Genomic DNA, 20,713 nt, shown 5'->3' with positions numbered 1-20,713 from the left:
ACACCGCGATTTAAGTAATGCCTTCATCAGTAATGAGAACAACTGCGAACGTCTGCTGTTCGCTCACAGCTGCCCTTGATCTTTACATTGGTCTGCTTCGTGAGCATAACGGTAACTGCTTCATTATATGAAGCAAAAAATCATTTCAATTTTGATTCATCTCGCTATTCCAACAGTCCATCTCATCTCCCGAGATCTAATCAATATACTCGTCCTATACCTACTAAAAAGTCGTACCAAGACTGAGACCCTACCTACCCTCGGGAGTTGATATGGACAATACAGAGACCCAATACGCCACAGACTACAGCGGGGCTAGAGAAAAAGTGCCAGCCCGGCGCACAGCAAAAATCATGCTGTCAGCCGGTATCGGTCACTTTATTGAATGGTTTGATTTTGGACTTTACGGAACATTAGCCACCATTATCGCGAGCAATTTTTTTGCCAGTAGCGACCCGGCAATTGCACTGCTTAAATCCTTTGCTGTTTTCGGTTCTGGCTTCTTGATGCGGCCGCTTGGCGGGCTGTTCTTTGGCTCGATGGGCGACCGTCTCGGACGGCGTAAAGTGCTGGTCACGGTCATTGTGATCACGTCAATTTCGACCTTTATAATGGGGCTTTTACCCACCTGGCACCAGGTAGGCATAATCGCGCCAGTCTTACTGGTATTCACCCGTCTGGTACAAGGGTTTGCCGCCGGTGGCGAAAGCTCTGGTGTGATTACTTATCTGGCGGAAAGCGCAAAGCCCCACCGCAGAGCCACCTTGACCTGCTGGAGTGAAAACTTCAGCTTTTTGGCCTTTGTCTGCGGTTCCGGGTTGGTTCTTTTTCTCACCCATACCTTAGGTGAGGAAGTGATGAACGACTGGGGATGGCGCATTCCGTTTCTGCTGGCAGCGCCATTAGGTCTGGGTGGCCTGTATATGCGCCGTAACATGGAGGACTCCGCTGAGTTTCATAAACTTAAAGCCGCCGGAAAGATTGAAAAATCACCTTTGCGCACATCTCTTTCAACCTCGATGTCTGCCCTTCTGTTCTGCACAGGATTTGTGATTGTTAAAGCGGTAAGTAGCTGGGTTCTGCAATCTTTTATGCCCGGTTATCTCTCCACCTATTTGCATTACAGCCGGACCGACTCCTATTTAATTACCACCCTCGGGCTGCTCAGCGTCGCAATTTGTATGCCACTCACCGGCTATCTATCTGATCGTTGGGGACGCAGGCCACTGATGCTGATGGGATGTGGCGGATTCATTTTACTGACTTACCCGGCAATGCTGGTGATGAGCCAGGGATCAGTCGGCTCGTCCATTGCGGCGATGAGCATGCTCGGCGTCTTTGTCGCCATGTTTAATGGGGGTTGCGGCGCAGCTATGGTCGAACTGTTCCCGACCGCAATTCGTTACGGCAGTATTGCCATCGCCTATAACCTGACTGTCGCTGTCTTTGGCGGTGTAACACCATTGGCTTCAGCAAGCCTTATCACCCTAACCGGTGACCCCTTATCCCCTGCCTGGTATGTGATGATCACTGCCGCAATCTCGTTTATCGCCGTCTGGTTTGCTAAAGAAACCGCTGGAAAAATTTTGGATTAATGTGCCCAGGAGTCGCAATGAAGATAAGCCATATTGAATGTTTCCCGCTGAAAATTACGCCACAACAAGCCTATCTTGGAGGGAGTGTTGAAGGTCACAACAGCGATTATTACTATCGCCCGGAGTATCGCTGTGTCTATTCGCGAAAGATGGAAACGTGCCTGGTTAAGATCACGACCAATGAAGGGTATGTCGGTTGGGGAGAGGCGCTGGCACCGGTAGTACCTCAGGTGATCGCCGAATTAATTAACCATCTTTTTGCCCCGTTACTGATTGGCCAGTCGCCGTTCGCCAGTGGGGTACTGAACTCTAAAATGTACGATGCCATGCGCGACCGTGGCCATATTACTGGCTATCACATTGATGCTATCGCCGCGGTGGATATTGCCTTGTGGGATCTGAAAGGCAAGATCCTTCAACTCCCGGTCTATCAGTTACTCGGCGGCGCCTATCGCGAGACAATTCCTTGCTATGTCTCTGGGTTGCCCGAACCCGACCTGCCTGCCCGCTGTCATCTGGCGAAGCAATGGCAAGACAAAGGTTTTAATGCCTTCAAACTGGCGTTGGGCTATGGGGTAAGGGAAGACATCGAAAACGTGAACGGGATTCGTGAAACGTTGGGCAACGACGCTGAAATTTTTCTCGATGCCCACTGGAATTACAGTGTGGCGCAAGCCGCTGAATTGGCAGCAGCCTTGCATCCATTAGGAGTCGGTTTCCTTGAAGCCCCGCTCCTGCCTGAAGATATTGCGGGTCACCGTGAATTGCGGGCGAAAAGTCCCGTCGCTATCGCGATCGGGGAAACCGAGCGCACCCGCTATCAGTTTAAGCCGTTCATCGAGCAACGCGCTGCCGATATTCTGCAACCAGATGTTGGCCGTACCGGCATCAGTGAAATGATGCACATTGCTTCCATGGCTGAAGCCTGGAATCTACAGGTTGCGCCTCATCTTAGCGTCGGCTTAGGTCCCTGCATTGCCGCTTCAATCCAGGTTGCAGCCGCGATCCCTAACCTCTTTATGCTGGAGTACCAGCCGCCGGTTTTTGCCATTGCTAATCAGCTACTCAACACACCACTGGTGTGTGAGCAGGGACATTACCAAATACCTGAAGCCCACGGTCTGGGTATTGAAATTAATGAAGAACGTGTTCGTGAATATGTCATGGGGGCAACATGTTAAAGGGTAATGTGCCAATTCTGGCAACGGCATTTGATAAGCTAGGTAACGTTGATTTCACTTCAATTGAAAAACTGGTGCGGTTCTTGTTGAACCAGGGTATTGACGGCCTGGCGCTGTTTGGCAATGCCTCAGAAGGCTATGCGCTAACCAGTGGAGAGAAAGAAGCGCTATTCCATTGTGTAAAACGACTGACCGGAAACTTACCGCTGGTCGCCGCTGCGGGAGGAGCCAGCTCAGCCGTTGCCATCGAGGATATTAATCGCGTTAAGCAATGGGGCGCTCAGGTGGCGATGGTCAACCCACCCTCAGTGGTTAAACCCGGCCCGGATGAGATTTTCCATTTTTATCGCGACATCTGTCATGCCTGCGATATAGAGATAATGATCCAGGATGCGCCAATGATGACAGGGGTGACGATACCGGTCGCCACGCTGGTCAAACTCTGCCAGGCGTTTGCCGCGATCAAATACATTAAAGTTGAACAACCGCCGACCACTCTCAAAATCACAGCGCTCAAAAATGCCCTCGGTGATAGCGTCGGCTTGTTTGGTGGGCTGAATGCCGGCTTCTTATATGAAGAGCTTCGCCGCGGCGTGATTGGCACCATGCCTGCCTGCGAGTTTCCCGATGTGATCAATGCCATTCTGCGGGCCTTTCCGCGCAGTGAACAGGAAGCACAGGCGCAATTTTATCGCTATCTTCCCTTCCTGCGTTATGGGGTTCAACCGGGTATTGGCGTAGCCATCCACAAAACCGTTTTGCATAAAGCTGGCATTTTTGCCACGGACTACGTTCGCGAACCGGCAAAACTGATAGATGATATCACACGGGATGAATTGCAAAACCTCACTGCTGCATTGCCACTGGCAGTCTTCGGAGCGAGCCAATGAACTACATTGCGGTAGATTGGGGTACCAGTAATTTCCGCGCGCTGAGTGTACGTAATGGCGTCGTCACACGCATGGTTGAAGACACGTGCGGGGTGGGAAAATGCCAGCGCGAGCAGTTGCCTGATATTCTGCGCCAGCAATTGCTGCGCCTAAAGGATGCCTGGGACGCACAGCTCCCGGTTATTCTGTGTGGCATGATTGGCAGCAATATCGGCATTGCCGATGCCGGATACCTGGAGCTGCCACTCAGTTTTGCCGCCTTACTTGGCAAAGGTCGCGAGCTTAAGGGTGTACTCTCCAATCCTCTCACTCTGCGCCCGGGTATATGCGACCGCCGCGTTAATGAAGTGTGCCGGGGTGAGGAGATGCAACTCGCGGGTGCATTAACGTTAACCGATGCCAGCCGCTTCGCCGCCGTGGGGACGCACAGTAAATGGATAACTGTTGATCGCTCGAAACAGCAGGTTGAGAGCTTACGCACCCTTATGACCGGTGAACTTTATCATTTAGTTGTTCACCATTCAGTGGTGGGTAAAGGTCTGCCCGAACAAATAGATTCCACGTCGGCATTTATTCATGGGGTCAACACTGCGCAATCTTTTGATTACCCTGCCAGTGATATTATTACCGAGCTGTTTCGTATCCGCGGGCGATATATTCTTGGTGCGATAGAGCCACACCATGCTGCAAGCTACCTTTCAGGTTTACTGATTGGCTACGAAATCCTGACCGGGCAGCAAGAGAGTGAAAGTATCTGCTTTATCGGCAATCGCACCTTGTTGTCACTGTATCGCCAGGCCTGCGATGTGTTATCTGTCAGTTGCACCACGCTTGAAGCTGAAACCACAATCATTGCCGGACTGAATGAGGTTTTTCGCGATGATCAATAGTGCAAAAGTCGTCGCCATTCTGCGGGGGATCACCGCAGAGGAGGCGATAGAACATGTCGCCTGTCTGCTGGATTATGGCATCAATACGGTGGAGATCACCACCAACTCCCCTGGCTGGGATCAGAGTGTGCAACAGATTAGTCGCCAGTTTGGGGACCGGGTGCGTGTGGGTGCCGGGACGGTGCTCACGCCTGAGCAGGTGAAAACCAGTGCCTTACGCGGAGCAGGATTTATTTTAACGCCCAATCTCGATTTCCGTGTTGTCACTGCTGCAAAGCGTCATGGTCTGGATGTCTGCGCCGGCGTTTTTACCAGTAGCGAAATATTCTCGGCCTGTGAGATGGGAGTGGATGTGCTGAAAATTTTCCCTGCTGCGGCGCTGCCGGTTAACTACCCGCAATTGATCAAGGGCCCGCTGTCACAAGCAAGCCACTTCTGCGCAGTGGGGGGTGTTGATATTGAAAATGCAGCCGATTATTTACAGTATTACGACAGCGTAGGTATCGGTTCTGCACTCTACCGTTGTGGGCAAAGTGTGGTGACTACGGCTGAACGCTGCCAGCAGTTACTACAGGATGGGAAATGATCCTCTACTGATTTTCTGTGCTGCAGTCATTAAAAATTGGCGAAAACTATCAATATTGAGTTTGTCACCCTGAATATTAGACAATGCTATGGCTGCTTGCATGCCAGGAATAATACACGCCAGTCGGTAATCTGTCTGGCTGTATACTTTTTCAAATACCTGATGTCGCCTTGCCTCTTGTATATCATTTTTCAACAAATTGTGGTCATGGACACCAATGCGAGCGACTATTTCTTCATCACTCATGGCTGAGAGTAGTTTAATGCCAATGACTGAATCATGAATCGGATAGGACTCATAATTCCCGATAGCACGGGCGATACTTTTCCCACCACGGGTATGGATTAAATACGTCACATTCTTCCCGCTTAATATACCAACAACAATAGAAACAGAGTGACTACCAATTTCCTCTAGCATTCCCAACACTGCGCTATAAAAGGTTGAGTTATGTATCGCACGGGCAGAGAGCTGGTGGATACCCATCCCTAAACTATATTTTTTTCGTATATCTTGCTCCACCATTTCCAGTGACAATAAAGTTTGCATCAACCGAGTGACTTTTGCTGAATCCAGTTCCAAAGTCCGCCCCATCTCCCTGATACCTAAAGCACGATTTCCGGAGGACAATAATTTCAAACAACGAAATGCATCATAAACTGTGTTGTTCATCTCATACCTCAATTATGGGAAAGTGATATTTTTTCCCCCATTTAAACAGTGCTAAATAGCTTCGCAAAATAGTAGATCACTTAGAGGGGGCTCAGCCCGGATTGTGCGATCTGGGGGCCGCTTGGAAAACGGAAAATATCCTACGCTAAGCCAGTGACTTAAGCAGGTATGACAGTCCGCTGTGTGCCAGGAGCGGACGTTGCTGGCATTCAGGCTCATCAGATACGCCGTTGCCGCCATGCAACGGCATCTTGAGGCGGGTCACAAAACTGCCGCTGGTCATCCCAATCCTGTTCTATACCGAGAAACGCAGCCCGTATCCGTATTCCACTAATTGGCTGCAGGAATTTGATGAAACGGAACTTGCAGGAAAACTCTACGGCAACGCTTGTCCACTGGTAGATGTGACGGTCATACCCGACCGCAGTATGGCAACGCTAACTCTGCTGCAAAAACATATCCGCCAGCGCAGATTGCTGGCTGTACACAGCCAACTCCGAAACAGTAGTTATCTGGTCGCATTGGCGGCTTTATTTCTCTTACCATGGAATTCCCCTCGTCACCAGGACAGCCAGCAATCTCTGCAACACTTGGTTATTCACTATGAAGTCCGGTCCAGAAATCTAAAACCCTCTCCTCGATGGCATCAGTATTGTCTGTCATGGTCTGACGGACAATTGCATCAGTGAGTGCATCTGCGTCAAGTTTAAAAAGTTCGACTATAGAATCTGGAGTACTGATCATCGCGATATCTTTTCCCAGCAATAACGCCCCCATACGATCAACATCCCAGTCACGCTTGTCACACTCAGCGGAATTTTCAAACGCACGCTCATTCTCAATCTGCCCGTACTCATTGATAATTTTATAAAGGTCTACCGCATCTTTTCCATTTGCCATTCCACGATCCCGCCAGGCGAAAAGTTTGAGCAAGGCGAGACCAGGCAGGGAGCAGAAAGGGATTTGTTCCCCAGCTTGCATTGTTATCGATACTGTATGCCCGAAGGCTTCCTCAAAGCCATCAACAGCCATCACAACCTCGCGATCCGGTGGCCAGGCAACTTTATTTGCTTCGGCAACGCCGCCAAAAGGAATGATGTCCAGTTCATTACCCTCCAGCACTAATCGGTGGGCATTCCCTTTTATAGTTTTTGCGCCAGCCGCAGTTAATGCCTGCTTCAGGTTGTCAAACAGCTGCCATTCCTGAACAAATACCGCAAAATCAATATCACGAGTCCGCCGGCCGACCGCTCTTCCATACACATGATGTATCAGGATTTCGCGCGCAGTCGCACCCGCAATAAAGTAAGGGATACCCTGAGCGCTGCAGATTTGGTTTATCTGTAACAGCAAGGTTTCAGTAACTGAAGAGAGCGGAATCTTTAAGGTTAAGATATTTGTCATTGATGATCCTTGCGACTTCACGACTTCTGTCGTCGCCACCATCCAGCAAATCCCCAAGGCAAAGCATGGCTTTAGCTCGTGAATTGAGAGTAAGTGCCCCCCAGAAACTCGCAATAATTTGCAAACCTGGTTCTCGTGCTGGTCTTAAAGCCAGCCTGTTTCGACGCTCCACTAATGAATAGGGCGTATAGATTATACCCGTCACAGGTACCAAATAGCCGCCGCTTAATGAGGCAGCGGCAAGCTCACCGCTCGCATACTCTCCAGTTTCAAGAGGCAGATGCTCCCAGGAACTAGGGGCTTCTAAAGTCAGCAGATCAAGCCGCGGTTTTAAAGAACGGGCGTAATCATTAATCCACATAGCACTAAGTCCGTCAGTATCTATCAGGCGTCTACCGGTTTTCGCCTTTCGATAATGTCGCCTCTGTTCAAGAATATCAAAGGCTTTACTAACCATTCCCAGTGAAATACCCGAGAGCTCTGCCAACTGACGGTACGTTTTATTGAGCGCATCAGGTTCAGAAAGCAATACAAACAGTAGTTTCATCACACCTTCAGGGAATATCCCTCCGACTGCAACATTTGTTTTTTCTTCCTGCTTTCCCTGAATAATGATGCAAAGTCCCGGCACATCAATGTGCGCATTTCCGGCACTGTCGATAAAGTTAATGCGGTTTTGCATACAGTAGTCCGCCAACGGCGGAGAAAGTCGATTGCAAATGAGCAGCACCGGCAGACCATTCACTGATTGGTTAGTGCGCCTTTCAATGCCGGCGAGAGTCTCAATTCGATGTACTGTTTTTATTTCAAGAGTAAAGTTTTTTCTCCCCCCTCCCGCGGTGGTCAGCGTAACTCTTCCATCAGTGTCATCGTCTTCCTGAGCAAGCTCATATTCTAACAAGATGCCAGGGGGCATCGTATCGGCAACTTTTGTGATAAGTCGTTGAGGCCTCATTTGTTCACGCCTTAATTTTGTTCACGAATCATGAACAAAAACATACTATGAACAAAATGAGGTTTATGCAACTCTCTATGAAGTGATCCGGCATGATTTATTGAAATGAATTCTTGAAATTCATTCCCGTGGAGCTAGCAAATTATAGTGCCGATAGATTAAATACTTGCCGACCCCCATGAGCAGCAGACGCTGCTTTTCTAAACAAAGGTTGAAGTATCCCGCAAAGCTGGAAAACAGTTCTTTTTCGGATTTAGATTTAAATTGAGGGATGTGCTGTCCGCCTAGTGCCAAAGCGGACGCGGAACACCACTGTTCGGATGCCAAAATTTAATAAACCACTTCAAACTATAGTGGCATAGTGAATTTGGCCACCTGAATAGAGGTGATATCATCACCTCATAGTCAAAACAGGTGACATTATAACCGGACGTAACAAACGCAATTTTAGCCCCGAGTTTCGCCTCGAGGCTGCCCAGCTTGTACTCGATCAGCATTACACCGTTGCCGCCGCTGCCACTGCGATGAATGTCGGCAAATCCACGATGGATAAATGGGTTCGACAACTGAAAGAAGAGCGAGCGGGAAAATCACTCATAGCTTAACCCATGACACCTGAGCAGATTGAGATACGTGAGTTGAAGAAAAGACTTCAACGCGTTGAAATGGAATGGGATATATTAAAAAAGGCTACTGTAGATTCAATCTGTCAAAGCAACACCCCTTTCAATTATCTCTTTCGGTGTTTTGAACTTCAGTGTCTTTCTTGGTCTGTTGTTTAGCTGAGCCGCAATCTGATCCAGCTCATGTTGAGTATATTGGGCAAGGCATGTCTTTTTGGGAAAGTACTGTCTAATTAGCCCATTAGTGTTCTCGTTTGTTCCCTGCTGCCAGGGACTCTGAGGATCGCAGAAGTAAACTTTAACTCCGGTGCTGCCAGTAAATTCCAGATGCCTGGCCAGCTCAATTCCTCTGTCCCATGTCAGTGATTGCCGGAGTTCAGGCGGCAAGCTCAGGAATTTGTCGGTAAGAGCCTGATTCACTGAGAAAGAATCTTCGCCCCTGAGTCTAAGGATTATCGTATAACGTGATTTTCGGTCTACAAGTGTGGCTATATGCGAGTTTTTTGTGCCTGATACTAAATCGCCTTCCCAGTGCCCCAGAGAGCGTCTGTTATCGATATGCCGGGAGCGTTCGTGAATTGGCGTTCCGTTCACTATGTTGATCGTACCTCTTTCACCTTTGCGGGTACGGCGTCTGCCATGACGAAGGCTATGCGACCGGCGCAGATGCTGTACATTCAGGTGGTGTAGCGCTTCACGGCTACGAAAGTACAGCGTTTTATAAATTGTCTCAGGTGATATTCGCAGTGTTTTTTGACGCGGCTTCGTTCGCCTTAACCATCCTGATATTTGCTCATGAGACCACTTCATCTCCAGCTTTTCCAGAACAAGCTCTCGCAACGGTAAATTCTGATCCAGTAAGCACGGTTTTGGTCTTTTCGCCATCCTGCTGGCCCGGTTATTAGCATCAACAGCTTTGTAATAGCGCCTGCCTCGATTACGCTGAACTTCACGTGAGATCGTCGAAGGACTACGATTTAGCGCAGTCGCTATCGCACGAATGCTCATTTTGGCTGACAAACTGGCTCGTATTTCCTCGCGCTCAGACAGCGTCAGGTGAGCTACAGCCCGCTTGCGCTCATTGGGTTTTATGCCGCCAGTATCTCTTAACATAGTGAAGATTGTTCCTGGTTTCGAACCCAGAATATTAGCTATTTCACTGAAGCCTGTTCCGTTCTTCCACAGTTCAAAAACAGATGCTTTTTCCTTTGCTGTAAATGTCCGTCTCATTCAAAAACCCTCCGCAACCCCATGTTTTCACATGACTGTTGCGTTGACCAATTGAATCTACAGCGCGGTACTTTGCAAGAGAGCCCGACTAAAGTACCGCTTCATCAACGATCACCGTGATATCTGGTCGATCGCTGCGATGTGTCGGGTTTTGAAAGTTGCCCGTGCCGGATTCTACGTCTGGCTTCATTGTCCTGTCTCTGCAGGAGAAAAGGATAACCAGCGATTATTGCAATTAATCCGCGACTCATATGCACTGAGCGGCGATGTTTACGGCTATCGAAGGGTTCACTGCGACCTACGTGAAGTCGGTGAAGCGTGCAGCAGAAACCGGGTAGCCAAGATCATGAAACAAAACAGGATACGGGCTGTACAGGTTACAAGATACCCCGTGGAACCAGAGGACGTCCGTCACTGATAGCACCTAACCGCCTGCAGCGGAAGTTCACGGTAATGAAACCCAATCAGGTCTGGTGTAGGCAGGGTAACAGTAACTCCAGAAAGTGTAGCCCCCGGAGAATAACCGGATCTACTGCAAATTAACGAGCAGATGAAGGCGACAATGCATCCGACCTGGGCAGGCGTTCTGCAAGAGCCGCTGTATCTTATACCTAAATTCTTGCTCCTATTGGCGAAGTTCTTCTAAGCAATCAGACTCTCAAAACCCGGCAGTTCATTGTTAAGAAGTTTACTCCGGGAGTGTATTGACAATAGATACACAACACTTTAATGTATATCCATTGTCAATACAGGAGGAAACAAAATGCGTGACGCTGCGATTAATTTGCGTGCCTTACCGGAACAACGTGATCTCATCGATCAGGCTGCCACTCTGTTAGGTAAAAACCGATCTGACTTTATGCTGGAAGTCGCGTGTGAGCGCGCACAGGCTATTCTGCTCGACCAAGTCTTTTTCCAGCTAGATACTGAAAAATTCCACGAATTCACAGCGATGCTTGATGCACCTCAAAAGGCAAATCAGGGTTTGGAACGTCTTATGGCAGTGAAAGCACCCTGGGCATGAGTTTACAATTGTCTGCTCCTGAACCACTTACAACTGAACATATCCTTGATGCGTTTGGTTGTGGGGAATCAATGTTAGATGAATGGTTAAAACGGCGTGCTCTGACAAACCATTTAAACGGTGCAAGTCGTACTTTTGTTGTCGCGACTCTCGATAAAAGTGTTGTGGGTTATTATGCCCTTGCAGCCGGCGCTGTGTCGCACAGGGAAGCAACAGGGTCAGTTAGGCGTAATATGCCTGATCCAGTTCCAGTCATAGTATTAGGAAGATTGGCGGTCGACCTGCGCACTCAGGGAATAAAGCTAGGTGCCTCATTGTTACAGGATGCCGTTCTTCGAGTTCACTCAATTGCCCAAAATACAGGTGTCAGAGCATTGCTCGTACATGCACTTCATGAACCGGCTAAACAATTTTATGAACACTACGGTTTTACGTCATCGCCAATTAATCCGATGACATTAATGCTACGCCTTTAGAATTTTCAACGACCTTTAAGCGCATCATGTGTAAAATCAAAAAAAGAATGAAGTAACACTTCATATTGATGAAGTATGAATTATTCTATTATGCATTGTTATGATTCAGAGTACTGTTTTCCATAAGATCGGTCATAGCGCCTTCATGAGCCTGAAGATTGCGAATATAACGCATTAATGTTTCAGGCTTTTTCCAGGTTCCTTCCTGCATAATCTGTGCGACAGCATAACCACGTCCAGCCATATCCTGCGCAGCTCCTACGCGGGCGCTGTGACCAGTCCAGGCTGAGTAACGCCCTTTGTTTGGAATGATGGTTTCACCTACACCAATCGTACGCCAGGCCTGAGCGAAAATAGATTCAATCGCAGGCGTGCTAAGCGGACGGGTGACCGAAAGAGTTGCACTCCCAGATCGGTGCACCGGACAAAAGAGGAAGGCGTCAGGTTCTGAATTGATACCAGACACCGACAGCCATTCTGTTAGCCGGCGGGATGACTGCGAACTTAGGGACTTGATCAGGCCACCAGTTTGGACAATTGTTTTGGTGTAACTCACATTAAGTATGATCCTGCCATCAGTTGCCCGGGAGATATCGCGAACGCGGAGACGGGCTAATTCACTGATACGCAGCAGCGTGCTGTAAGCTACATGCAGAAATGCTAAATCACGTTTAAGGCGAAGCGATGTTGAGTCAGACCAGAGCGCATCAAGCTCAAGCAGATTTTCAAGCCGAAAGGGCACGGCCTGGCCAGTACGTTCACCCGTGACAACTGCGACACGATTTATTTTCTTAACAGCCCGGAAAACCAGCGGTGAAGAATTAGGAGGTGTCAGGCCAGCATTACGGTGTAACATCGAAATCAATGAGCCATGCGTCGCAATCGTTGAAGAGGCCCGGCCATTATCCTGCAGCCAGTTCAGGTAATCGCGAAGGTCAGCCGGAAGCATAGGCAAAAATGAACGTCCATTCTCTGCCGACCATTTATGGCAAATACGCATCACGCTCATTAGTTGTCGCCACGTATTGGGAGAAAAAGCCTCCTTATCCTGAACAAATTCCTTAAGTCTGGCCAGAACATCCTCTTCAGCCTGGATAGCCGGCAATGCCTGGGGGATCGGTGTTAATTTGCCCATATATAGCTTAAAAAACACACTCCCGGTCACTGACGATGCTACGTGGATTCTGAGAAACACGCAGGGCATTTACCTTGCAGATTTCACGTAGCGTAACCTGCACGATCTACAGAGAAAATCATCTGCATTTGTAACTACTGGATAGATTACCAGCTCATACAGTAGATGGCTAACTTTATATAAGTCCCATTATATAAAGTTGAAAAGATAAAATTTATAACTTCAATGCAATTAATTAGCCTAAATTTTCCGGCGGGCTGCGGAAGTTATTTCAGATAAGCCGTTTTACCGCACAAATAATTGTGGGCAGAGAAGGGTGGATTACTTAAAAACGCAATATCTATGGTTCCTCGGGGTTGCCAAGTACTAGATGAAGGATTTGTAAGGGGGTGCGGCATTTGCGGATCTTTACCCGTTTTGCCGCAAGTGAAACGAAACATGATGATTTTGTAATATTTGCATTTACTATTTATTACATTGATGTGATTATGCTTTAACTGATTACACGGCGAGACTTTTCCCATGAGTGAGAACAAGCTTAAGTTAGTACAGTGCAGGATCCCGGTATCTCTTGACGAAAAATTGAAACAGCTGGATTTGAACGTCAGTGAGGAAATTCGTAAAGCACTGAACTGGAGCGTATATAAAAATCTTTCGTTAGAAAGCGGTCTGAATGTTTCGGTTACTTACTCTCCGAGGGAACCGCGTGATAAGTTTCGTCAGGAAGAATATTTAATTTACGCCAAAATAGAGGGATTGACCGCAGGACTGCTCGAAGAAACAATTAATTTTTTACTTCCTGAATTTAATTCTGAGAATGTTGAGCCAATGCGTATTTATCCTATAGCTCAGTATCGTGCAATTTTTCCCGGATGCCGGAGTCAAACGAATAACCGATTGCTTGGAACGAAAGTTGTAAATTTAGAATGGAATGCCGTACTGATTTTTATGGATAGCGAATTGGCAGAGGATCCAGAAACGTTGCTTGAGCTCGTCTGTAGGCGGACCGAGGAAGCAATTCGTAAAGCAGCTTTCGACCAACTCTATATTAATATGAAGGAAATGAGAGTTAGAGATAAGGGTGAACTAGAAGAAGGTATATTCAAACGCTATCACAACTGTGTCATAAATTACACAAGACCAGAAAATTTTGAAGCGGGTGCCTGGCAGTTCGAGGTCGTATTATCACAAGAGGCTATGGACAATGACGACCTTATTGGCGACTACTTTTTCGTTCCTAAATTGCCGAACCGCCTAATTCTTGTTGACGGTCAGTATGCACGCGCAGCCATGAATCCAAAAACAAATGAATATGAGATCACTATGCAATTTATTAACGGTAAGTCCAAGGCGCATGTTTACACGAACGGCATTTCAGAAAATGAAAAACCAACCTCTTTGAAAGAAGTTTGTGATGCTATTTCAGAATCTATTAAGCACGCTACCGGAGTTTAAAATCTCATATGCGTATTGAAATCACTCCTTTCCCTTTATCTCTAACATACAAAATAATCCAATATTGTGGAACTATCTATATCAAAGATAATATATCAAACAAAGAATTTAGGTTTAATAAAGGAGTTTTATATTACGTCAATGGCCGTGACGCAATTTATGATATTTTACAAACAGGGGGGGAGGTTGAGTTAAGCACAAACCAAGTCATCACGTATTTAATGATGTACGTATCACTTTGTGTTACCGCCCCACAACATCATGCGTTGATTGATGAGTTTTTCAAAAAATGTTATTGATTTATAATCTTCACTTATATGATTGGATTTAAAGGTCGCACTTATCCGCGACCTTCAAATTTTTAAAGTGATTATTGCTCGTGATTAATCTGTAGTAATGAGTTTTCATCATTTATTATAAAATATGCTTCTTTAATACCTTCGATGCTTAGTGATTCATCAAAATATTCCGCTACTGTAGTATTTATATCTAAAGCGGATTCTAACTTATTATCCAGGAGTGCGTATAGTTCAACATCATTTTTTTCATGTTTCATATGGTCATAATAGTTCATTGATGTGTATCTCCTATCCTCTACATATCTTACTATATGATTTTTTATTCTTGAATACTCAATTTGTATGATGTTAATAAGTGGCTGAATCCTTTCATATAGTCCAATCCTAGCCATATTTATATAGCGAGGGTTTGCTTTACCAGATATCATTATCTCAAATATTTCAATTGTAAGTAACACTTCAAATGTTCTAAATGCGTTATGGTTACGAAATTCGTCCATTGTGCATATTAGTTGCTGTATATTCATATTGTTTCTATTGATATTACTGTATTTATCTGCAAATTCCTTTGCATGAAATTCATAGAGCCCACCGACATCTTTTTTTAATATTGCTAACGTATTGAGTGATAAATGTGAATATTCAGTACCTTCTAGAATAGCAGGCATTTTTCTAGAAATATCTTTGAACATAAGAAATATATTTCTTACTGATGCTTTGTGAATTTCTAATTGATAATTTAGAAATGATTCGAATTTTTGTGATAAAACATTCACACGATTTGCAAGAATACCGTAATTTGTTAGTTTTAAAAGAAGTCGAGTGGCTTCTTTGTCTAAATCGACTTCCATAAGGCCAGCTGTACCGTTTATCTTTCCATCATAGATAATACTTGTCGTATGTAAGCCAGCTAAATTCCCATTAGAAAGTTTCATTAGAGAACCTTCTTTACCTTCAGGGAAGACAACTCGATAGACTCCACTTTTTAATGATGAGATAGGTTTTAAATCAGGGTACTCGCTTAAAGAGAGTAACTCAGGCAACATAACTTCTTTATTAATCATAAAATATCTCTTTATATTTTCGAATGAAATAAAATTATTTTTTGAAAGCTATTTGAGTTTTACTCAGTTATTGGGTAATAAAGTTTTAACAATCTATTTTTTTCATTCTCAAATTCCAAATCAAAGTTGATACCATCCCCAACTGATTGTTGTAACTCATGTAATTTTTTGACTACAACCCAGGAATTATAATGGATAAATGGATTTAAACCCATAACGTTTCCTGCGTTATGATCGTTTATTGTCTTATAACTCATTATCTGGGTAAGTTTATTTAGAGCTTTATCGTTTTCCCAATCAGAAACAAATAACAACAGTGCGGATAATGCCATTAGTGGGTTACTGTTGCTTACCGCAGGAATCGAATGACTCATACTGCTTCTTAAGCGAGGATTTGCTTTTCTAATTTCTAAAGCAAATATCCTTGCAATGGCATATTTATCAGAAAGAATGGTTCGGTCAAATGTAACGGAGTTTGATTCTTTAACTGCTATGCTGCGTGATTTTTTAAGAACAGATAGAAGTCTTAAATTATAAAGTTCACTGTTATCTTTGAAATTAGGTGCTAGTTGTGGGAATTTATAATGAAGAGATTCGTAAACTTCTTGGTTTATATCGAAACATTCATCTTTGATAGCATTTGCATCAAAAGTATATTCTTTGCTGTTACGTTTATTTCTAACCATAAAGGCACGAGTTATATTAACCAAATGAGGGCTGACTTCAAATGTGAAATCCCCATTCTGTCTCAACTCAAGAAACCATTGTCGCATATTTCTGATATCTTCTTGGCTGAATATACTGTTTTCTATTCCGCAACATACCATCCACGCAACAGCTTGTGTAATTGGTGAGTTTGATTTAGAAAAGTCAACCTGTCCTTCATTTGTTATTGTGTTTTGTTTATCTGGGCCATTATAAAAATCACAGAATGGTAAGTGTGCATCGTTGCCTTCAGCATCCCTGAAGGCGAAGTAAGCCTGTTTGATCACTTTACCTGTACTAGATACCGATTCATTAACATAATGGCCTCCAGTGGCATTACATGCTGGGCATTCAATATCTTCTTTCACGAAATCACGAAATGAGATTTTTTTTCCAACCTCGTGCTCATTAAAAAGGCGTGTAAGTTGCGTAGAGTCGAGTTCTCGCTTAAATGTTTTAGAGTAAGCAGTTATTGGCATTGCATTCGCTCCTTTCAGGGGGGAGTATTATATCATGCATATGTTCATTTTAACTTGAGCCTTACAGGCGAACGTTATTAACACTTACTCATGATATACAAAACCTTATTTAACATAATGCGCGTTAACCGTACCGCGTTTGTAAGTCCCATTTGATAATGTCACTTTTGGAGATGCGGATGTTTTGTTGGACTGATTATGTTGTGATCCCCAGATGCTTCCGGTACTTAACCGGACTCATTGCACCCAATGATAATTTAATTCGCTTCTCGTTATACCAGCGTATGTACCTGTCCAAGAGGCAGATAAATTCTTCCTGCGTCGTGCTCGCCCAGTTTCTGCCATAGTACATTTCATTTTTGACCCGCCCGAAGAAGCCTTCACACGCCGCGTTATCCGACGAGCAACCTTTGCGCGACATGGACCTTTTAAGACCTGATGCATTAATACGATCCAACCAACCCGGCCATCTATAATGGCCGCCTCTGTCGCTGTGTATCACCGGTTTTTCATTTTCTCTGAGCGTATCGAGCGCGTCGTCGAGCATGCCATTCACCAGTTTTGCGTCCGGACGTGTTCCTATCGACCAGCTCACCACTTTGCCATCAAAACAGTCGATTACGGGCGACAGATAGACCTTGCCCGCCGGCAGGTGGAACTCAGTAATATCAGTCAGCCACTTCTCATTTGGTACGCAGGATCGAAAATTTCTGGCAAGGAGATTTTCAGGTGCCGGCCCTATTTCTCCGCAGTAAGAGCTGTATCGTCGTTGCCTGGCTTGCTTAACAACGAGTTGCTCCTCAGTCATTAGCCTGCGGACAACCTTTTCAGAGATGCAGAGCTTGTTCTCTCGGAGCATCGCGTGCAGACGCCGGTAGCCATAGCAGCGGTAATTTCCTTCAAAGATCTTTGCCATGGCTATGCGTATTTCCGCGTACTTATCATTTAGACGCCGGCTCGCTTTGTGATAAAAATAGCAACTCCGGGCAAGCTTCAGAACACAGAGCAGTTCAGCGACGGAATAGATTTCCTTAAGGGCATCAACGACCTGGGTTTTCTCCCTGTTCTTCAGGGTCAGGACGCTGATGCCCATGTCTTTTTTTTTATCAGTTCATTCGCCTTTGTCAGGATATCGCGTTCAAGCTGCAACTGATGAACCTGCTGTTTAAGCCGCGTGATTTCATCAAGTAATGCATCCTGGTTTTTATTCTGAGTTGATGTTTTACGTCTTCGCATGGATCGATAAGCCTCATCGTCGAGCAGGTCTTTCTTCCATTTGTACAGGACCGGGACGCTCACGCCTATGTTTTGAGCAACTTTAAGGACGGTTCCGCTTCGGTTGCAAAGCTCACGGACTGCTTGAGCTCTTTCTTCCTGACTGAAGCATTTATTTGTATTTGAGCGGACAATCAGAGGGCGCCGGTTTGGATATATTTCTTCAATCCAGCGTTTAAGTAATACGCCGCTGGAATAGCCGATGGCTCGCCGAGTAAACGCCAGACAACCACCATGCGTCAGGAATGTTCCACAGCAGCGATTTTTTGTGCCTGTGAGTATCGCTGTCTCGATTTTAATCCTTTTGGTAAGTCGCCAGTTTCTTCATAAATTCGCACCCAGCGACCGAGCTGTTTTATGGATGGATATCCCAATTCTCTGATGACCATAGAGGCTTTTTTGCCATATCGATAATAGAGTTCAACAGCCCGAACCCTGTCCTCATATGAATGCATTAACTCTCTCCCGAGAGTCCAAGTAATCGTCCGCACCCCCGGGGGTGAGAGGCTAATTTTTACGTAGCGCGATCTCGGCCGTTTTTGGCCACACGTGATGACATTTGCGATGCTGTTTGAAGAGGAAGATGACCGATGACTGAGTTGACCACGCTGCCGGGACCGGAGCGTCGCCCCATGTTAATGGTGCGTCCGGAAGATCACCGGCGCGCGCTGGCCCTTCGGCAAATGGCGATGGCCTATGCCGATCTGCCAAGATACCTTTTATTGCCAGAGGTCAGCGCCCTGCTCCACTACTTACCCGACTGGTCACAGCACGCCCTGGTTTCCACGCTGTGGAACACCGGCGGGCGGATCAATGAAGTGCTCGCGTTGAAAAGGCGGGACTTCCGACTTAACGGCGATTACCCACACGTGGTGATCCGCACCGCTAAGCAGCGCCGCGCCGGTACCGGCCGTCCGGCCAAGGGAAAATCAGCAAACCGCGTGGTGCCTTTATCCGATCCGGGGTTTGTGGACGAACTGCGCCGGCTGTTCGCCAGCACGCGTGAGAGGATTGAGACCGATGAGAAAACCGGAGAACGCCGTCCGCTTCCTATCTGGACGGCCACCGACAGAACGGTTAGAAACTGGTTAACCCGGGCGGGGGATGAGGCAAGGCGTGACGGCGTCACATTTTCGGTACCAGTCACCCCACACGTATTTCGGCACAGCTACGCCATGCACCACTGCTATCAGCATACGCCGCTGAAAGTGCTGCAGGCACTGCTCGGCCATGAGAAAGCGGAAAGTACCGAAGTGTATACGCGGGTGTTTGCGTTAGACATTGCGGCCAGTCAGCAGATCACGTTTAGCATGCCTGAATCACAGGCAGTGATGTTGTTGAAAGAAACGTATCAAGAGAAGGTTTTTTGACACAAAAATGACTCCATTAACACACTGTTACGGCTCTATATTGGTACCATCTTAGTTTGTAATGAATACGTGTCTTAGCCCGTGAATATAACGAGTACATGATGCATTGTGTCCAGCCTTATGAGAAGCCAGGGGCAATGCGAGATGACATACTTGTACTTAAATAAGTACATTGCTATTATGTCAGCAAATTGCTTTAAGGAGACTGTTCAATGCGTCATATCACTTTTACAGAAGCCCGTACTAATTTCGCGAACGTACTGAATCAAGTCAGCGATGACGCCGATACCGTCGTTATCACCCGTCGTGGCAGTCGTGACGTAGTGATGATCGATGCAGACGAATACAGCAGCATGGTTGAGACGCTTTACCTGTTCAGTAACCCGGCAAACGCTGCGCATTTAGAGGAATCATTGAACCAGTTAGATCGCGGTGAAACTGTTGAAATTGATGTATGAAAACCGTATTCACGGCGCGTGCCGCTGAGGACTATCGATACTGGCAGGATAACGACCCGAAGAAGTTTGAACGCGTGCGCCAACTTATTAAAGCCGTGCATGTTGACGCGTTCGTCGGGATAGGTAAGCCCGAGCCTCTAAAGCACAAAAGGCCATTATGGTCACGACGTATCGACCGTGAACATCGGCTTGTCTATTACGTCAAAGACGGCGAAATTATTATCATCTCCTGTCGTTTTCATTACACCGGCATCTGATAGGCCCGCATTATGCGGGCTTTTTTGTGCCTGTAGGGGCAAACGCATCTGAAAAGTAAGATCGTTAGAGTCGCATATTTCTTTGATATCCTGTTCGCCAATGAAGGGGCATACTTGCGCCTTCAATGATTTTTTATGTCAGTATCTATTTCTACAGTATTTGTCTGGCACAACTGACCAGCCCCCAGGATTAGATACAACCTTCAGTTAGTAATGTCGGTTGGTTTTTCTTCATATTTCCCGTTTCGCAAACCAGCTGCAAATTCAGCTGTAGTCTGGTAATTCAGCGATGAATTAGGACGGCACTCATTATAATCTTGTCGCCAGTTATTAATGATTTTCCTGGCGTGAACAATATCGCTGAACCAGTGTTCATTCAGGCATTCATCGCGAAAGCGTCCGTTAAAAATCTCAATAAATCTGTTCTGTGTCGGCTTGCCCGGCTGGATAAGTCGCAGCTCCACGCCATGCTCAAAGACCCATTGATCCAATGCGCGGCAGATAAATTCCGGCCCCCGGATCGGTTCTTATCGTCGCCGGATAGCGGCGAAACAGTGCAATGTTGTCCAGAATACGCGTGACCTGCACGCCTGAAATCCCGAAAGCGGCGGTAATCGTCAGGCACTCTTTCGTGAAATCATCCACGCAGGTCAGACACTTGATCCTGCGACCCGTGGCCAGTGCGTCCAT

The 20,713-nt window shown here is 46.3% G+C and carries 19 protein-coding genes and 5 pseudogenes; 15 read left to right on the top strand and 9 right to left on the bottom strand.

Going from position 1 to position 20,713, the window contains the following annotated elements; all coding sequences use genetic code 11:
- The first annotated feature begins 272 nt into the window (after window positions 1-272).
- Genes J1778_RS03505 through J1778_RS03485 form a run of 5 tightly spaced genes read left to right on the top strand, consistent with a single transcriptional unit; the run spans window position 273 to window position 5,142 of the window.
- The gene (locus tag J1778_RS03505; RefSeq protein WP_119824754.1) at window positions 273-1,595 is read left to right on the top strand and encodes an MFS transporter; all 1,323 of its coding nucleotides are present in this window, start codon (window positions 273-275) and stop codon (window positions 1,593-1,595) included.
- A 17-nt stretch (window positions 1,596-1,612) separates the two neighbouring features.
- Window positions 1,613-2,776 carry a mandelate racemase/muconate lactonizing enzyme family protein gene (locus J1778_RS03500; protein ID WP_217172019.1) on the top strand — a complete coding sequence of 388 codons (1,164 nt, stop codon included), beginning with the start codon at window positions 1,613-1,615 and terminating at the stop codon, window positions 2,774-2,776.
- A complete protein-coding gene (locus tag J1778_RS03495) occupies window positions 2,770-3,666 on the top strand; it encodes a dihydrodipicolinate synthase family protein (RefSeq protein ID WP_217172018.1) in 897 nt (298 codons plus the stop codon). The genes J1778_RS03500 and J1778_RS03495 overlap by 7 nt, the downstream gene beginning before the upstream one ends.
- On the top strand, window positions 3,663-4,556 hold the full coding sequence (locus tag J1778_RS03490; RefSeq protein WP_217172017.1) for a 2-dehydro-3-deoxygalactonokinase: 894 nt from the start codon (window positions 3,663-3,665) through the stop codon (window positions 4,554-4,556). The genes J1778_RS03495 and J1778_RS03490 overlap by 4 nt, the downstream gene beginning before the upstream one ends.
- Window positions 4,546-5,142 (top strand): bifunctional 4-hydroxy-2-oxoglutarate aldolase/2-dehydro-3-deoxy-phosphogluconate aldolase, encoded by a 597-nt coding sequence (locus J1778_RS03485; RefSeq protein ID WP_217172016.1) that lies wholly within the window; start codon window positions 4,546-4,548, stop codon window positions 5,140-5,142. Before J1778_RS03490 ends, J1778_RS03485 begins: the two co-directional genes overlap by 11 nt.
- On the opposite strand, the gene J1778_RS03480 is transcribed toward J1778_RS03485, so the two are convergent.
- The gene (locus tag J1778_RS03480) at window positions 5,125-5,814 is read right to left on the bottom strand and encodes a helix-turn-helix domain-containing protein (RefSeq protein WP_217172015.1); all 690 of its coding nucleotides are present in this window, start codon (window positions 5,812-5,814) and stop codon (window positions 5,125-5,127) included. The two genes, J1778_RS03485 and J1778_RS03480, sit on opposite strands and share 18 nt — an antisense overlap.
- 202 nt (window positions 5,815-6,016) lie before the next feature.
- Between J1778_RS03480 and J1778_RS03475 the strand changes: the two are divergent.
- Window positions 6,017-6,311 (top strand): annotated as a pseudogene (locus J1778_RS03475) (Rpn family recombination-promoting nuclease/putative transposase); the annotation flags it as partial.
- A gap of 97 nt (window positions 6,312-6,408) precedes the next feature.
- Here the strand turns inward: J1778_RS03475 and J1778_RS03470 are convergent.
- Both J1778_RS03470 and J1778_RS03465 read right to left on the bottom strand, forming a co-directional pair.
- Window positions 6,409-7,218 (bottom strand): nucleotidyl transferase AbiEii/AbiGii toxin family protein, encoded by an 810-nt coding sequence (locus tag J1778_RS03470; protein WP_217172014.1) that lies wholly within the window; start codon window positions 7,216-7,218, stop codon window positions 6,409-6,411.
- On the bottom strand, window positions 7,172-8,173 hold the full coding sequence (locus J1778_RS03465) for a type IV toxin-antitoxin system AbiEi family antitoxin (protein WP_217172013.1): 1,002 nt from the start codon (window positions 8,171-8,173) through the stop codon (window positions 7,172-7,174). The genes J1778_RS03470 and J1778_RS03465 overlap by 47 nt, the downstream gene beginning before the upstream one ends.
- Window positions 8,174-8,595: 422 nt before the next feature.
- Here J1778_RS03465 and J1778_RS03460 point away from each other — a divergent pair.
- A pseudogene (locus J1778_RS03460) lies at window positions 8,596-8,862 on the top strand (transposase); the annotation flags it as partial.
- A 12-nt stretch (window positions 8,863-8,874) separates the two neighbouring features.
- Here J1778_RS03460 and J1778_RS03455 read toward each other — a convergent pair.
- On the bottom strand, window positions 8,875-10,026 hold the full coding sequence (locus tag J1778_RS03455; protein WP_217172012.1) for an IS30 family transposase: 1,152 nt from the start codon (window positions 10,024-10,026) through the stop codon (window positions 8,875-8,877).
- A gap of 61 nt (window positions 10,027-10,087) precedes the next feature.
- Between J1778_RS03455 and J1778_RS03450 the strand changes: the two are divergent.
- The 3 genes and pseudogenes from J1778_RS03450 to J1778_RS03440 form a co-directional block, all read left to right on the top strand.
- Window positions 10,088-10,500 (top strand): annotated as a pseudogene (locus J1778_RS03450) (IS3 family transposase); the annotation flags it as partial.
- A gap of 289 nt (window positions 10,501-10,789) precedes the next feature.
- On the top strand, window positions 10,790-11,050 hold the full coding sequence (locus tag J1778_RS03445; protein ID WP_217172011.1) for a type II toxin-antitoxin system TacA family antitoxin: 261 nt from the start codon (window positions 10,790-10,792) through the stop codon (window positions 11,048-11,050).
- Window positions 11,047-11,526 carry a GNAT family N-acetyltransferase gene (locus J1778_RS03440; protein WP_217172010.1) on the top strand — a complete coding sequence of 160 codons (480 nt, stop codon included), beginning with the start codon at window positions 11,047-11,049 and terminating at the stop codon, window positions 11,524-11,526. The genes J1778_RS03445 and J1778_RS03440 overlap by 4 nt, the downstream gene beginning before the upstream one ends.
- Before the next feature lie 88 nt (window positions 11,527-11,614).
- Here J1778_RS03440 and J1778_RS03435 read toward each other — a convergent pair whose 3' ends face one another.
- Window positions 11,615-12,661 carry a tyrosine-type recombinase/integrase gene (locus tag J1778_RS03435; protein WP_217172009.1) on the bottom strand — a complete coding sequence of 349 codons (1,047 nt, stop codon included), beginning with the start codon at window positions 12,659-12,661 and terminating at the stop codon, window positions 11,615-11,617.
- 522 nt (window positions 12,662-13,183) lie between these two features.
- Between J1778_RS03435 and J1778_RS03430 the strand changes: the two genes are divergently transcribed.
- Window positions 13,184-14,116 carry a hypothetical protein gene (locus tag J1778_RS03430; RefSeq protein WP_217172008.1) on the top strand — a complete coding sequence of 311 codons (933 nt, stop codon included), beginning with the start codon at window positions 13,184-13,186 and terminating at the stop codon, window positions 14,114-14,116.
- 8 nt (window positions 14,117-14,124) lie between these two features.
- A complete protein-coding gene (locus J1778_RS03425; protein WP_217172007.1) occupies window positions 14,125-14,415 on the top strand; it encodes a hypothetical protein in 291 nt (96 codons plus the stop codon).
- Window positions 14,416-14,486: 71 nt separating this feature from the next.
- On the opposite strand, the gene J1778_RS03420 is transcribed toward J1778_RS03425, so the two are convergent.
- The 3 genes and pseudogenes from J1778_RS03420 to J1778_RS03410 all read right to left on the bottom strand — a co-directional run bounded on the left by J1778_RS03420 (window position 14,487) and on the right by J1778_RS03410 (window position 18,393).
- Window positions 14,487-15,479 (bottom strand): hypothetical protein, encoded by a 993-nt coding sequence (locus J1778_RS03420; protein ID WP_217172006.1) that lies wholly within the window; start codon window positions 15,477-15,479, stop codon window positions 14,487-14,489.
- 59 nt (window positions 15,480-15,538) lie between these two features.
- Window positions 15,539-16,663, bottom strand: coding sequence for a hypothetical protein (locus J1778_RS03415; RefSeq protein WP_217172005.1), 1,125 nt, complete (start codon window positions 16,661-16,663; stop codon window positions 15,539-15,541).
- 196 nt (window positions 16,664-16,859) lie between these two features.
- Window positions 16,860-18,393 (bottom strand): annotated as a pseudogene (locus J1778_RS03410) (IS3 family transposase).
- 135 nt (window positions 18,394-18,528) lie between these two features.
- On the opposite strand from J1778_RS03410, the gene J1778_RS03405 reads away from it, so the two are divergent.
- The 3 genes from J1778_RS03405 (at window position 18,529) to J1778_RS03395 (ending at window position 20,023) form a co-directional block, all read left to right on the top strand.
- The gene (locus tag J1778_RS03405) at window positions 18,529-19,308 is read left to right on the top strand and encodes a tyrosine-type recombinase/integrase (RefSeq protein ID WP_217172004.1); all 780 of its coding nucleotides are present in this window, start codon (window positions 18,529-18,531) and stop codon (window positions 19,306-19,308) included.
- Window positions 19,309-19,520: 212 nt separating this feature from the next.
- Window positions 19,521-19,766 (top strand): type II toxin-antitoxin system Phd/YefM family antitoxin, encoded by a 246-nt coding sequence (locus tag J1778_RS03400; RefSeq protein WP_120509714.1) that lies wholly within the window; start codon window positions 19,521-19,523, stop codon window positions 19,764-19,766.
- Window positions 19,763-20,023 (top strand): Txe/YoeB family addiction module toxin, encoded by a 261-nt coding sequence (locus J1778_RS03395; RefSeq protein WP_217172003.1) that lies wholly within the window; start codon window positions 19,763-19,765, stop codon window positions 20,021-20,023. Before J1778_RS03400 ends, J1778_RS03395 begins: the two co-directional genes overlap by 4 nt.
- Before the next feature lie 203 nt (window positions 20,024-20,226).
- On the opposite strand, the pseudogene J1778_RS03390 reads toward J1778_RS03395, so the two are convergent.
- A pseudogene (locus J1778_RS03390) lies at window positions 20,227-20,713 on the bottom strand (integrase core domain-containing protein); the annotation flags it as partial.

Source organism: Rahnella bonaserana (assembly GCF_019049675.1).
Taxonomy (GTDB): Bacteria; Pseudomonadota; Gammaproteobacteria; order Enterobacterales; family Enterobacteriaceae; genus Rahnella; species Rahnella bonaserana.
The sequence above is the reverse complement of the archived record's forward strand: the minus strand, read 5'-3'. Positions and strand labels throughout refer to the sequence as shown.